Source organism: Halobacteriovorax sp. RZ-2, from assembly GCF_043196685.1.
Taxonomy (GTDB): domain Bacteria; phylum Bdellovibrionota; class Bacteriovoracia; order Bacteriovoracales; family Bacteriovoracaceae; genus Halobacteriovorax_A.
The window spans coordinates 129,836-143,404 of sequence record NZ_JBEBMR010000004.1; the positions used below are offsets into that span (position 1 = coordinate 129,836).

The following is a 13,569-nucleotide window of genomic DNA, read 5'->3' on the forward strand; positions in this document are numbered from 1 at the left end:
TTTAATCGAGATTCTTAAATTGGTAACTTTCATTAATCATCAGATACTTATTTGAAGCAGGAACAAAGCCACAATTATAATATGAAAAGCTATCAGATTTAAACTCATCTTGATAATGACTATGTCCGCATATAATGACATCGACATTATATTCATTTGAGGCAATTTGAGCACTCTTTCTAAATTTATCTCGAATACTTCCATTAAGTTGAGTCTGGCCATATCTTTTTTCATTTCGCTGTCTACTTTTATGAGATAGATAATCCCCAATTGCTTTCACAATTTTATAATTAAAAACATACTTAGAAATAAGGGCCAAAGGATAACTTCTTATAAAACCACGCCAAACCTGATAACTAAAATTCTCGATTTCTATCTCGTCACCATGACAAAAAAGAACTTTTTGATCATTAATTATTTCAACAAATGGTTTCGTCTTTACGATAATTCCATTATCCGTAAGTAAATCTTCAATATGAAAATCATGATTACCTTGGATATAGTAGATTGGTATACCAAGAGCAGTAATTTCTCTTATACGATTAAAGAACCAATCATATTGTTCTTCGTATTCCTGATAACTTCCAACCATTAAATCAAATATATCTCCAAGAAGATAAATACGATCATTTTCATTAAAGTTAATAGCGAGAAAATTTTTAAGATATTCAGAATTTTTTTGATCCCATTTCACATGGACATCAGATATCACATAACTGCTCATAGAATTATCATATCGGAATAGCAAAGATAATCAAAGAAGATCTTTCATTAGTTTATCGCATCCACTTTGTAACTTCTTAACATGCTTACGATATTCTGGGTTATTTTCAATGGCCACTGCTATACGAAAAGCACCATATGGAAATCTCGATATCTGGTATGGTTTTATCTTCTTCTTATTAACAACACTTCCTTTTACATGAATTTTTTCATTTGCAAATACAACTTCAAAATTTAGAACTTCATTCTTATTACTAAAGAGCTGTTCATATTGAGAAGCTCCTAAGACAAATGAGACCCCTCCTTCACTGATATCAAAAATCTCATATTTCAAATTTTGAAAACAGCTATAAAGTGGAATGAGTGGTTCAAAACGCTCATGTTCTCTTCTTTCTAATCTCTTCTCTTTTATTGGATATGAGATTTCGAGACTATTGCCATGAGAGGCATTTAGCTCGCTGATAAAGATTAACTGTAAATCGGGAATATAGAATTTAAGAAGTCCTGGTCCTCGTACGAAGTGGGCCAAGCTATCTCTTAGGCCATCTTCGATAGTTAAAAAGATCTGTTTAGAAAAGGCATTGAGACTTTTAATTTTGGCCGGAAGCCTAACAATATTTTGATCAATAACATCCCAGATAATGACTTCACTGCCTTCTTTGATGGACTCAATAATATCTTGTTCAAACTTCTTCGTGCTCATCTAATTCTCAATTCCTATCTTTCGACTCCCAACTTAAAAATGCGGTCTCGATTCTCTCCTGCACGAGACCGCTTTAATTATTTAAGAAAGGAGTGGGGGTGTGTCCCCCATTTTTATTAACCTACTAATCTAAGAGCAGCTGAATTGATATTATTAGCTTGCGCTAATGATGCAATCCCTGCTTGCTTAGCAATATTAGAAGAAGCAAGTTGCGATGACTCATATGCCACGTCTGCATCTTCAATAACTGATCTAGAAGCATCTAGATTCGTCGCCTGAATCTCAAGGTTGTTTACAGAAGACTGTAGTCTTGACTGAACAGCACCAAGATTCGCTCTTTGTTCAGATAAGCTAGTGATGGCCTCATCGACATTTTCCATCGATCCTCTTGCATCATCTTTAGAAGCAACACTTAGGCCCGAAATATTAAGTGCTGATGCCGTTGCATTCGTTTGAGAAGGGTCGTATTGAATCTGACCACTCTCACCGGCAAAAGTACCAACCTGAATATCCATCTCTGAACCTGATCCATTAAGTAATGAGATCGATCCGAATTTTGTCGATTCTGCAATTCGGTCAACCTCTTTAACGAGTTGCTGATATTCTTTATCAAGGAAGCCACGCTCAGTATCACCGATCGTATCCGATGCGGCCTGAACTGATAGCTCTCTCAATCTTACTAAGATATTACTTGTTTCATTCATGGCCCCCTCTGCGGTTTGCACCATCGAGATACCATCATTTGCGTTTCGAGAAGCCTGACGTAAACCCTTGACCTGTGCTTCCATATTCTTAGCAATCGCTAAACCGGCAGCATCGTCAGCGGACTTATTAATCCTCTTACCACTCGATAATTTCTCCAAGGCCTCCCCTGAAGCTTTCCCTGTCTGTTTAATGTTTTTCTGCACCATTTGCGCAGCTGTATTAGTTGCAATACGTAAACCCATTTTTTTCTCCTTTCCTCACGTCCTACTAAAAATAGCTTTCAGACAAAATTAGTGTTCACAAATACCTGTTCGTTACACTCGGTTAAATACTTTAGTGAATCCCTCAGATAATTGGAAAAAAGTGGGCAAATTAATATAAATTCATATAGTTAGAGCTTGAGGTATCAATAATAAGTACTTAAAAAGTGGATGAAAATCGACATTATTTTTTGCCACTAATAAATGATTAGGATCATGTTTTGAAATAGATTTTATGAATATAATTAGGACAGAGCGATTCTCTCTCCTGAGTTTCTGCTCTTTCAAGATTCTAGTGGGCCACGTGAAAGCGTGGTCTATTAATTTAAGCTTTAATTTTTTACTATAGAAAAGAATAAGGGCCTTCCGAAGAAGGCCCTTACTTTTAGATGTTGCTTTCGATTTAGATTTTTACTTAACCGATCAGTCTTAGTGCAGATTGGCTCGAAGCATTTGCTTGCGAGAGAACAGAAGTTGCAGAACTAGTAAGGATATTTGCCTTAGCTAAGTTTGCAGACTCTGCTGCTACATCTGTATCTCTGATTCGTGAATTAGCGGCACTCATATTTTCATTAGAGATTTCTAGGTTATTAATTGTAGACTGTAGTCTATTTTGTAATGCCCCTAGTTCCGCACGTCCACCAGATACTGATGTCATGGCCTTATCAATAGCTTCAAGGTTTGATTGAGCGTCACCTTTTGTCGCAACAGAAAGTCCACTAATACCTAGGTCTTCTGTTTTAACTGATACTGCTGAAGGATCGTACTTAATTCTGTCATTTGTCTCATCATTATTAAGACCAATTTGGAATTCTTTCTCTGACCCTTCACCATTAATTAGTGATGTTCCGTTAAACTCTACTGACTGTGCAATTCTATCAACTTCTTTTGTTAGTTGTTGGAATTCTTTATCAGTAAATTCACGTTCAGTATCACCAATTGTATCCGATGCAGACTGTACTGAAAGTTCTCTTAGACGAACTAAAATATTTGATACTTCGTTCATCCCACCTTCAGCGATCTGAATCATCGAGATACCGTCACCAGCGTTTCTTGCTGCTTGTTGAGTACCTCTAATATTCGCTCTTAACTTCTCAGATATCGCAAGTCCTGCAGCATCGTCACTGGCCTTGTTAATTCTAGAACCTGATGAAAGTTTGTTTAAAGATTCATCTTGTGTTCTTTTAACTTGTCCTAAACTTCTTTGTGCTGCAATTGACTGTGTGTTCGTGTTAATTCTTAATCCCATTACTATTCTCCTCGAATAAGCAACCTCCTTGTGTAATTAGCGTTGAAACTCCTTGTCTCAACAAATTAAATCCCAAAACAACCAGACCCATCTGGCTGCAATACCCATAACGGTTACTCGGAAATATTCTTGAGAGAAAAGTGGAAGGTTTTTTATTTTTTTGGAGGCGGTATTTACCACGATGGTAAAATGATGCCGAACAACTCCGACCGACCACGAAGGGAGGTCAGGAGAATCAATTACTTAAGAAACAAATCAAAATTTTTACTTAGAAATTAAGATAACCAATCATTCAAATCAAGCATATACTCGACCATTTCAGTCAGTGATTGAAATTCTTTTTCAACAGGAAAGCGATTTTTTAAAGAGATATTAATAAATGCAAATTCAGAGTTAGCAATATAGTGCTTACTACGAAGTTTCGAAATATCGATATCTCCATCTTTGAATTTTAGTAGAACAGGTAGGCCGAATTTCAAAGTGGCCTTTATGGTTTTTAAGATGTGAGCTATGGCAACTTCTGTATCAGAAAGATCGTTTGAAATAATCGCCAGTTCATTTTTAAAATGAATATACACTTAAGAGCGGCCTTGGATCTTTTCAATTAGATTAGTCGTTGAATAGCCATCTTCAAAATTTAAGCTTAACACTTGTCCACCGTTAGCGGTAACAATATCATGGCCAACAATTTGATCGATGGCCCAGTCCCCACCTTTAACAAGGATACTTGGAAGAACAGCATTTATAAGATCATAAGGAGTATCTTCCTCGAAAATAAAAACCTTATCAACTGACTTTAAATTCTCAAGCATAAACTGACGATCGCCTTCAGAGTTCACAGGACGATCCTCACCTTTTAAACGCTTAACACTACTGTCTGAGTTAAGTCCTATAATAAGAATATCACCTAGTTTCTTCGCTTCATTTAAGTACATTAAATGACCACGGTGAAGGATATCAAAGCATCCATTAGTGAATACAATTTTCTTCCCACTAAAGTGATTCTCTACATATTCCTGTGCTTCTTGATATTTCATTACTTACTCTTTTTAAGGCTATTCCCAAAGAATTTCTTATCTAGTCCTAAAATATATGGAAGTCCTAGAAGTGGGATCGAAATGAACTCAAAAAGAGTTCTTTCAATAATCGTATTAAAAGCTGCCTCATTTGAAAGCTTTGGCCTTAGGCCACAAATATACTGACCAAACGTTGGCCTGTAGACAGATGTAATACGATAAATAATATGAATAAGCACAAATAGTGCTAATAGAAATCTATAATTTGAGTTTTGAAGTGTGATTTCAATAAATGATTCGAGAGGAAGTCCACTTACTAAAAACATTGCAGCTAAAGTAACAGCAAAAATAACTAGTGATACACTCATATCAATCACGTAAGAAGCAAATCTTCTTGCGATAGAAACATCTTGTGACTTATTCTTTATTTCAATTTCACGATTTACTTTAGGGATTTCTGACTCTGTACCTTTACGATAAAAAGCTTCAAGTTCAGAAGGAACACTCATCTCTTTTTCACGGCCAAGAACTTTATTGAAATTATTTACATGTGATTGAGTTGGAGTAACTTCAACACGTGCACTTTTTAAAACTTCTTTACTGGCCTTTCCATGATGAAAACCAAGTCCTTCATTAATAGGTTTAAAAGGAATATCCTCTATTCCAAAGTCATCGAAATTATCGAAGTCTTCTAAGTCATTTAAGCGAATTGGTTTCTTGCTATTTTGTGATTCTAAATTCATCCCTGGGCCCTCTTATAATAGGATGACACATTTTTTATTTAACATCAAATTTTCCAAGTACATAGCCTACGATTGTTAGGACTGCACTTTCTGTTTTAAGAATAGGTGTTGCAAGCTTAAGCCCCATAACATTATTCTCTTTTAACATTAACTCTTCTTCACGAGTAGAAAGTCCACCTTCTGGTCCAATGATAATTAAAATACGTTTATCTTTTATGCTGTCAATACTTTCAATATCCATACCATTTGAATGAGATAATGTCGTTAAGAATATATAATCGTATTGATGGAAGATTTCGAATAGAGCATCAAGACTTGCTGTCTCGTGATGTACTACTGGAAAGTAAGGATTATTTGATTGAATTAGCGAGCTTTCAATAACTGAATTTACTCTATCAAAATTCTTTATTGACCAATTTGAGTAGTCTGCTTGAAAAGGAAATATTTCTGAGATACCGACTTGAGTTGCATTCTTTAGAGAGCTCTCAAAAGCTTCTCTTTTAGGAAGCCCTATTGCTAAATCGATATGTGTATACTTTTCAATCTTCTCAAATGCTAATACCTTTAGTGAAACTTCACGTTTCGTGCAGTTAATCACTTCACTTGTATAGCGACCACCTTCTCCATCTAATAGCAGAACCTCATCACCCTTTTTGACTCTTACGGCCTTAATTAAGTGATGGCTACGATCATCAGAAAAGCTAAGTATTCCATCAATTGATGGAGAGAGATCATCTCGAGTATAAATAGCGCGCATGAATTACTCCTTTTTTAGAAGAATTGCTGACCAATCACCTTTAGATAATACATCGATTTTCTTTAAAGACTTATATTCTTCAATAACTGCATCAACTTGTTCATTTAGAATACCAGAAAGAATGATATAACCATCATCAGCTAGTGAGTCTAAGAGAACTTCTTTTTCAGATACAAGAACATGCATAAGAATATTAGCAAAAACAAGTTTATACTTATCATCTAGATTGAATCGTTTTCTTGCAATAAGACGATGACCATTAAGACGGTCTTCATTTAAATTCAACTTAAGATTTTCGTGACAATTATCAAGAGCAGCAGGGTCGATATCAACGAAGTCGACGAGCATATCGCTTTTCTTGATAGCGCCGATTCCTAAGATACCTGAACCACATCCAAAGTCTAAACAAAGGTCTTTCTCTTTGAAAGAGTCCTTTACTGCCATAAAGTGCTTTAGACACAGGTATGTTGTTTCGTGTTCACCTGTACCAAATCCCATTCCTGGAATGATATAAATATTATTATTATTTTCTTTATAATCTTCTTCCTTAAACCACTCTGGAATAACACTTAGTTCAGGAGTTACCTCAATCGGTGCATAGTGCTTTTTCCATACTTCATTCCAGTCTGAGTACTCTTCATCTTTAACTTCAATTGTTAGATCCATCCCTTCGATTGCCTTTGCAAATTCATGGGCCCTATTAATATCTCCCTGAAAGAAGAAATAATTAAACTTCTTAACATCTTGATCATCTGAGATATCAACGACTTCATCAATTACTGACTCAGGAACGTCTCCACCAGAATATGCTCTCTCTCCAAGAATCTCATCAACACGCTCTTCTTCCATTGAGAACTCTTCAATTCCATCAACTTCAAATTCATTAAGAGCGATCTTATTCACCTCTTCACATTGTGAGCTACTTTGAAATTCAATCGTTACAATTTTAAAGATTTCAGTTTTTACAGACATTCTCAATTTCCTTTAAAACTAGAAAATTTCCATTAGGATAAATTTCTTTAAGTTTTATACACTTACTCATCACCCAAATGACATTTGGATGCCATAAGCTAATATATGGGTATTGTTCGTTTACTACTTGATTGGCCTTCTTATATAGAGCGACTTCTTTTTTCTTATTGATAGTCTGCTCGGCCTGCTTAATTAAATTATCAAAATCCTTATTATCAAAAAAGACACGATTTGCACCTTTTGGGGCCATATTTTCAGAGTAAAATGCGAATTTAAGCATATCCTGACCTGTAAATCCTACCCAACGCCCTAAATAAAGATCGTATTCTCCTCTTTTAATACCTCTAAGGAAAGTTCCCCACTCTTGAGGTACCACATTTACAACTAGGCCAAATTTCTCAAACTCATTCTTAATGATTGTCACTAGTTCTTGTTGAAATTTATTACTGCTTGTCTTCCAAGTAAGAGAAAAAGTCTTTCCATTATTGTCATACCAAATTCCATTTTTTCTCTCAAAACCTGCTTTATTAAAAAGCTCATAGGCCTTTTTCGGATTGAAGTCATCAACTGGTGTATCGATATAAAAATTCTTAAAGGATTTTGCAAAGAGGCCATTTGAAGCAACAGCATTATTTTTAAACTTATACTTAATAATCTTAGCTCTAGGGACAAGATGGCTTAATGCCTTACGCACATTTTCATTTTGGAGAATATCTTTTTTCTGATTTAGTCCAATGTAATTATAATCTGTCCCTAAAACCTTTTGTACATTTACATCACTATTCTTTTCTAAGTAATTAACTTTTCTAGGTGAAATATTGGCAACAGATAAGTCGATCTCTCCCTTGATCAGTTTTAACGAAAGTGTTGTCTCATCTTTTACGACAACAAAGTTCAAATCGTAGTGATCAGCTTTTAAAGACTTTAAGTCAATTTGCAAAGGTGCAATCTTTGCAATTTTATAGTCACCCGCACCGACGAGATCTGACATTTCGACTTTCTCAAGTTTTTCATACTTAGGGATTTGGATAATTTTAAATAATACTAAATTTGGTAAGTGATCAAGGCCAAAGCTCTTATAGATTAATTCAAAAGTGAGTTCATCGATAATTTTAACCTCTTTAATATTTCCAAAAGCAAAGCGGAAGATCGATTTTATCTTCTCAGTTTCCGTAAAATAAAAATGAGACTTTTCCACATCTTTCGACGTCAAAGGTGCGCCATTTGAAAACTTTAGATTTGGTTTTAGTTTGAATCGAATCTTATATGAATCTACTGTACGATACTCTTTAAAGGATTCACATAATTGGCAAATCGGCTGCATATTACTGTTGAAATCAATAAGAGAGGCGTTAACAAGGCGATTAATATTTTGAGAGTTAGCATCAGTTGAAAAGAACGGACTCAAGCTATTTGGAGACGACGAAATTGCGATATTAAGACTCGCTCCATAACCCATTGAAGTTAGGAAAATAAATACTAAAAAAGATAGAAATCTAAACATCGAATATCCCTGACGAATGACACAAATGTAATTATTATAAGATTATCACCTCTTTTATTTGATGTGAACTCAATCTATGTTAAGTTACTGAAAACATTAAAACAAAGGTCATCTATGAAGCTAATTGGAATCACTGGTGGTTCAGGTTCAGGAAAAACTACTTTTGCCTCAAAAGTAATTTCAAAACTACCAAAAGAGAAAGTGTCTGTTTTATCAATGGATTCTTACTATCTACCAGAGCAACCAAAAGAGCATTATACAAAATCAGGACGACCAAATTACGACCACCCACAAGCATTTGACTGGGCACTCCTACAGGAACATATCACGGCCCTAAAAAATGATGAGCCTATAGAAGTTCCAAATTACGACTTTAAAACGAGTAGTCGTACAACATCAACAACAACTTTAAATCCAACACCAGTTGTCCTTTTTGAAGGAATCTTTACTCTCTTCGATCAGGAGATTAGAGAGAAGTTAGATATTCGCTGCTTTCTCCATGTTGAGGCAGATATTCGCTTTACTCGAAGACTTAATCGAGATGTTGCTGAACGTGGAAGAAGTTTAGAAAGTGTTATCAATCAATACTACGACAGTGTTCGACCAATGTATGAGAAATTCTTAGCGCCACAAAGACAGTATGCTGACTTTATTGTTGGTGAAGAAACCGATGTTTCTTCTGAAATCTTAGCGGCCAGACTAGTCCAATTCATTGAGCAAAACAAAGAGTTCGAACTACTACTAAACACAACGAAAGGATCTTAATGTCTAATTTAAATATTTCACCTCTTGGTGGTGTTGGACAAATCGGATCTAATGCGACTTTAGTTTCTTATAAGAATACAAATATAATAATCGACAGTGGAATTCTATTTCCCTACGAAGACTGCTTTGATATCAATTATCTTATTCCTGATTTAAAGAATGTAGATGTTGAAATCAATGCTCTCATCATAACTCACGGACACGAAGACCATATTGGTGCAATCTCACATTATATTGAGAGATTTCCAGAAGCTGATGTCTATGCCCCAACATTTGCAAAAGAGCTTATTGAAGATAAGTTGTCATATCTAGATCTTTCAAAAAAAATTAACAAACTTGAAAGTAAACTTGTGATAAATGAAATCGAAATTGACACGATTCATGTTAATCACTCGATTCCAAATACAAAGGGAATTCATCTAGGTATCAAAGAAATTGATACTGGAATTCTCTTCATCTCTGATTTCAAATGTGATTTTAACACTGAATATGAAGAGCCTATTGAACTCGAGAAAATCAACCTCTTATCAAAGAAGTATAACAACCGCCTTGCGATGCTAGACTCGACAAATATCACAAGTAGCAATGAAAGAACGACTTCTGAGTCCGAGCTTAAAAAAGACCTGCTTTCTTTTATCTCAGATGCAAAAGGACGTGTCTTTATCACATGCTTTGCTTCTAATATTCATCGTCTACAAACAATATTTAATATTGCAAAAGAGCTTAAGCTTAACGTCGTTCCTTATGGCCGCTCTCTACTTAAGTATACACAAATTGCCAGAGAGTGTGAAATCTTTAACGACCATGGACTTGTTCGTGAAGTTGAAAGTGTTACAGATTTAAAGAAGAAACATATTATTCTATGTTCAGGAAGTCAGGGTGAATTCAGAGGTACAGTTAAGAGAATTACAAGCAGCAGTGATAAGTACTACAAGCTAAATGAATCAGATACTTTTATCTTTAGCTCTAAAGCAATTCCTGGAAATGAAAAAAAGTTAGCTCTTTTATACAACGAAATCACAGAGAAAGGTTGTGAGGTCATTACACACTTCAATGGATTAATCCATGCTTCAGGACACCCTGGTAAAGCTGATCTTAAAGATGTTTATGATAGTTACCAACCTACTATTGCGATCCCTATTCACGGCGAAACATATTTTTTAAGAAAACACTGTGAATTTATCAAATCAATTCTGCCTACCAGTGAAGCGATCGAGATTAAAAATCACGACAGCATCTCACTATCTTTAAATGGCAAAATAAAAATTTCTCGCTCACAAGAAATTCCACCGATACTCATTCATGGAAATCGTATTGTCATCGAAAAAGAAAAAATCTCAGAAAGACGAAAAATGGCCACGCTTGGTACAGTCTTTGTTTCAATTTCAAAGAACAGTATTGCTCGTTCTCAGCAAAGAGTTCACATTACGACAATGGGAATCCCATATGAAGAAGAGCAAATTAGTCAACTACAAGAAATTTGCTTTGATTACTTCAATGAAAAAGGAACGATTGATCAACGAAGTGAACGTATTCGAGTAGCGGTTAGAAGATATTTTCAAAATATCCTTGGATATAGGCCTCTGGCCATTGTTCATATTTGCTAAGTCCATTAAACTAATTACATGGACAACACGGTTATCATCATTGCATTACTTGTAATCATTGCGATTGCGCTTTTTCTACTTATTGGCGTCTTTGCATTTATCGCATTTCGAAAAGAGATTCAAAAAGAAGAAACTCAAGACGGAAAACTCACAGATAAGATAAACAATTTATTAGAAAAGAATAAGTCACAAGAAAAGATTCTTGGGTTATGTAGTATTTGTGAAAAAGAACTCGTCGAAAATGATTACTTTAATGTCGACTCACTTCATCTTTGTCGTGATCATTTCAATCTTTATTCAAGACACGAATGGGTCGCTATTACAAATGAGAGAACGACAAGCGATACACCGGAAAAAGGTGTCTATATTTATAATTTCAAAAAAAATACGTGGGATAATGATAAAATTCCAACCTTCATTCTATGTGAGTACAAAATTGATGTGGAAAGTGACTTGATCGAAACCTATGTTCAATTACATGTGCAAAAAGAAATAGAAGATGAAATGAGACAAAGATTGAAAATACAAAAATAAGGGAGAGCGTAGTGAACGATCTTGAAATCCTAAAAGGCCAAATTAATCAAATCATGGAAACTAATAAACCAAATGTAGTTTTCGATTCTAAACACGATCGATTAATAAGAGATTGTGAAAAAGACTTAACTTCAGCAGGATTGAAGCAAAAGGTATCTTATACTATTGATGCCCTTATGCCTGAAAAAAGAGATTCAAAATTTGGTGGTGGTCAATTCAGTCGCTGGCAATATGAGTTAAGTTGGCAGGAATGGGAAGGAAATTTCAGACTAGTCCTAAGAAATATCCCACATAATAATTCAAAACTTCTTATTAAGCTGCCAGAAGATTTCAAGATTGATACGGCAGAACTTTTAGAATCATTTAAATCAAATATTCTTAAAACAATTTCTTTATAATTTACTATATTTTAAAAAAAGAAAGGGCCCAAAGAGGGCCCTTTTTTTGATGTTTCCATCAATATACTTTGGGGGGAATCCTATCGCTCTACTTGGCGAAAAGTTTCATTTCCAGAAGTTTGTGGAGTCTCCTCTTTTCTTAGATAAGAAGGAGTATCTAGTTCATCTTCATCAAAGTTGATAAAACCAAGTTTTTCAGCAATTGATTTAGGACGATCTGATTTATCAGCGGCAGCATTATTACCTGTTAATACTTTTTCATTTGCCCAAGGATCTACTTCAGATTTAGATGCTTCGTATTGAGACGCTGCTTCTCTGATTGAATCAGTTAAGCTAGGTCTTTGAGAAGTTTCTGAATTATCTCCATCAAATGAGTGAGTTCTTACTGGCTCTTGAACTAGTTCTTGAGCTTGTTGCTCACGTTGTGCTTCCATTTGAATTTCTCTCATCGCATCGACTTGTGGGTTCGATTGAACAGGAGCTTCATGGTAAGCAGCTTGTTGTACAGCAGGTTGTGCTACTGGTTGTTCAAAAACTGGCTTTTCTTCAACTACAGGAGTAGCTGGTGCCGCAGGAGCTGCATAAACTGGTTTAGCTTCTTGAACAACAGGTCTTCTAACCTCTTGTTGAGGAGCTACATTAACAGCAGCTTCACGTCCACCAAGTCCAGTTGCAATAACAGTAACCTTGATATTATCTTCAAGTTCATCATCAACAACAGATCCAAAGATTACTTCAGCATCTTCATCTGCTGCTTCCATAATTAAAGTAGCTGCTTCATTAACTTCATGCATAGTCATTGAAGAACCACCAGTGATATTAATGATGATACCAGTTGCACCATCAATTGAGATATCCTCAAGTAGTGGTGAAGAGATTGCTTCATTAGCAGCTTTAATAGCTCTATCTGGCCCAGAACAAAGACCTGTACCCATAAGAGCTAGACCTTTATTAGACATAACAGTTGAAACGTCAGCAAAGTCAGCATTGATATGACCTGTCGTATTGATTAGATCAGAAATACCTCTTACAGCGTTTAATAGTACTTCATCTGCTTTCATGAAAGTTTCAACAAGTGAAAGGCTTTCACCAGCAAGTTGAAGAAGTCTTTGGTTTGGAATAGTGATTAGAGAATCAACATTCTCCTCAAGAGTTTGAATACCAGTTGATGCCTGTCTCATTCTCTTCTTACCTTCGAAGATAAATGGCTTTGTAACAACACCAACAGTAAGAGCACCTAGTTCACGTGCAAGTTTTGCAAGTACAGGAGCTGCTCCAGTACCTGTTCCACCACCCATACCGGCAGTGATAAATACCATGTCAGATCCTTCAAGAACCTGGCTAAGCATTTCATACTCATCTAGAGCTGCTTTACGACCAACTTCTGGGTTTGCCCCAGCTCCAAGACCTTTTGTTAACTCAACACCAAGTTGTACTTTAGTTGGTGCAAGGTTAACTGCAAGTGCTTGTGAGTCAGTGTTAGCAACAATATATTCAACGCCAGTTAAACCGGCCTTAATCATTGTGTTTACGGCATTACACCCACCGCCACCAACACCAACAACGCGAATCTTCGCGCCTTCAGTTAATTTTAATTCGTTGTTGTCAGAAATTTCGAACATAAGTTCCCCCT

The 13,569-nt window shown here is 35.6% G+C and carries 15 protein-coding genes; 4 read left to right on the forward strand and 11 right to left on the reverse strand.

Features of this window, described 5'->3' with window-relative positions; all coding sequences use genetic code 11:
* Position 1: 1 nt before the first annotated feature.
* From ABMA78_RS14950 to ABMA78_RS14995, 10 genes are all read right to left on the reverse strand, one after another.
* Positions 2-724: a UDP-2,3-diacylglucosamine diphosphatase gene (locus ABMA78_RS14950; protein ID WP_392861215.1), complete on the reverse strand. Its 723-nt coding sequence runs from the start codon at positions 722-724 to the stop codon at positions 2-4.
* Between the two features lie 30 nt (positions 725-754).
* Positions 755-1,426 (reverse strand): PilZ domain-containing protein, encoded by a 672-nt coding sequence (locus ABMA78_RS14955; RefSeq protein WP_392861217.1) that lies wholly within the window; start codon positions 1,424-1,426, stop codon positions 755-757.
* 116 nt (positions 1,427-1,542) lie between these two features.
* A complete protein-coding gene (locus ABMA78_RS14960) occupies positions 1,543-2,373 on the reverse strand; it encodes a flagellin (protein ID WP_392861218.1) in 831 nt (276 codons plus the stop codon).
* Between the two features lie 433 nt (positions 2,374-2,806).
* On the reverse strand, positions 2,807-3,640 hold the full coding sequence (locus ABMA78_RS14965) for a flagellin (protein WP_392861220.1): 834 nt from the start codon (positions 3,638-3,640) through the stop codon (positions 2,807-2,809).
* A gap of 275 nt (positions 3,641-3,915) precedes the next feature.
* Positions 3,916-4,218 carry a hypothetical protein gene (locus ABMA78_RS14970; protein ID WP_392861221.1) on the reverse strand — a complete coding sequence of 101 codons (303 nt, stop codon included), beginning with the start codon at positions 4,216-4,218 and terminating at the stop codon, positions 3,916-3,918.
* Positions 4,219-4,677: a D-glycero-beta-D-manno-heptose 1-phosphate adenylyltransferase gene (gene rfaE2 / locus ABMA78_RS14975; protein WP_392861223.1), complete on the reverse strand. Its 459-nt coding sequence runs from the start codon at positions 4,675-4,677 to the stop codon at positions 4,219-4,221.
* The gene (locus ABMA78_RS14980) at positions 4,677-5,399 is read right to left on the reverse strand and encodes a hypothetical protein (protein ID WP_392861224.1); all 723 of its coding nucleotides are present in this window, start codon (positions 5,397-5,399) and stop codon (positions 4,677-4,679) included. Before ABMA78_RS14980 ends, rfaE2 begins: the two co-directional genes overlap by 1 nt.
* A gap of 34 nt (positions 5,400-5,433) precedes the next feature.
* Positions 5,434-6,156 (reverse strand): RsmE family RNA methyltransferase, encoded by a 723-nt coding sequence (locus ABMA78_RS14985; protein WP_392861225.1) that lies wholly within the window; start codon positions 6,154-6,156, stop codon positions 5,434-5,436.
* Between the two features lie 3 nt (positions 6,157-6,159).
* Positions 6,160-7,128, reverse strand: a complete 969-nt coding sequence (locus ABMA78_RS14990; protein WP_392861226.1) for a 50S ribosomal protein L11 methyltransferase — start codon at positions 7,126-7,128, stop codon at positions 6,160-6,162.
* Complete coding sequence (locus ABMA78_RS14995; protein ID WP_392861228.1) at positions 7,112-8,632, reverse strand: ABC transporter substrate-binding protein; 1,521 nt, start codon at positions 8,630-8,632, stop codon at positions 7,112-7,114. Before ABMA78_RS14995 ends, ABMA78_RS14990 begins: the two co-directional genes overlap by 17 nt.
* A gap of 114 nt (positions 8,633-8,746) precedes the next feature.
* Here ABMA78_RS14995 and udk point away from each other — a divergent pair, with 114 nt between their 5' ends.
* Genes udk through ABMA78_RS15015 form a run of 4 tightly spaced genes read left to right on the forward strand, consistent with a single transcriptional unit; the run spans position 8,747 to position 11,936 of the window.
* A complete protein-coding gene (gene udk / locus ABMA78_RS15000) occupies positions 8,747-9,397 on the forward strand; it encodes a uridine kinase (RefSeq protein ID WP_392861230.1) in 651 nt (216 codons plus the stop codon).
* Complete coding sequence (locus ABMA78_RS15005; protein WP_392861232.1) at positions 9,397-11,004, forward strand: ribonuclease J; 1,608 nt, start codon at positions 9,397-9,399, stop codon at positions 11,002-11,004. Before udk ends, ABMA78_RS15005 begins: the two co-directional genes overlap by 1 nt.
* An 18-nt stretch (positions 11,005-11,022) precedes the next feature.
* Positions 11,023-11,538, forward strand: coding sequence for a hypothetical protein (locus ABMA78_RS15010; RefSeq protein WP_392861233.1), 516 nt, complete (start codon positions 11,023-11,025; stop codon positions 11,536-11,538).
* A gap of 11 nt (positions 11,539-11,549) precedes the next feature.
* Positions 11,550-11,936 (forward strand): hypothetical protein, encoded by a 387-nt coding sequence (locus ABMA78_RS15015; protein ID WP_392861234.1) that lies wholly within the window; start codon positions 11,550-11,552, stop codon positions 11,934-11,936.
* 80 nt (positions 11,937-12,016) lie between these two features.
* On the opposite strand, the gene ftsZ is transcribed toward ABMA78_RS15015, so the two are convergent.
* Positions 12,017-13,558: a cell division protein FtsZ gene (gene ftsZ / locus ABMA78_RS15020; protein ID WP_392861236.1), complete on the reverse strand. Its 1,542-nt coding sequence runs from the start codon at positions 13,556-13,558 to the stop codon at positions 12,017-12,019.
* Positions 13,559-13,569 lie beyond the last annotated feature (11 nt).

Coding starts and splice junctions, on each gene's coding strand:
- ABMA78_RS14955 (WP_392861217.1), bottom strand. CDS start 1,426: ATGAGCACGAAGAAGTTTGAACAAGATATTATTGAGTCCATCAAAGAA.
- ABMA78_RS14950 (WP_392861215.1), bottom strand. CDS start 724: ATGAGCAGTTATGTGATATCTGATGTCCATGTGAAATGGGATCAAAAA.
- ABMA78_RS14980 (WP_392861224.1), bottom strand. CDS start 5,399: ATGAATTTAGAATCACAAAATAGCAAGAAACCAATTCGCTTAAATGAC.
- ABMA78_RS14965 (WP_392861220.1), bottom strand. CDS start 3,640: ATGGGATTAAGAATTAACACGAACACACAGTCAATTGCAGCACAAAGA.
- rfaE2 (WP_392861223.1), bottom strand. CDS start 4,677: ATGAAATATCAAGAAGCACAGGAATATGTAGAGAATCACTTTAGTGGG.
- ABMA78_RS14985 (WP_392861225.1), bottom strand. CDS start 6,156: ATGCGCGCTATTTATACTCGAGATGATCTCTCTCCATCAATTGATGGA.
- ABMA78_RS14960 (WP_392861218.1), bottom strand. CDS start 2,373: ATGGGTTTACGTATTGCAACTAATACAGCTGCGCAAATGGTGCAGAAA.
- ABMA78_RS14995 (WP_392861228.1), bottom strand. CDS start 8,632: ATGTTTAGATTTCTATCTTTTTTAGTATTTATTTTCCTAACTTCAATG.
- ABMA78_RS15005 (WP_392861232.1), top strand. CDS start 9,397: ATGTCTAATTTAAATATTTCACCTCTTGGTGGTGTTGGACAAATCGGA.
- ftsZ (WP_392861236.1), bottom strand. CDS start 13,558: ATGTTCGAAATTTCTGACAACAACGAATTAAAATTAACTGAAGGCGCG.
- ABMA78_RS14990 (WP_392861226.1), bottom strand. CDS start 7,128: ATGTCTGTAAAAACTGAAATCTTTAAAATTGTAACGATTGAATTTCAA.
- ABMA78_RS15010 (WP_392861233.1), top strand. CDS start 11,023: ATGGACAACACGGTTATCATCATTGCATTACTTGTAATCATTGCGATT.
- udk (WP_392861230.1), top strand. CDS start 8,747: ATGAAGCTAATTGGAATCACTGGTGGTTCAGGTTCAGGAAAAACTACT.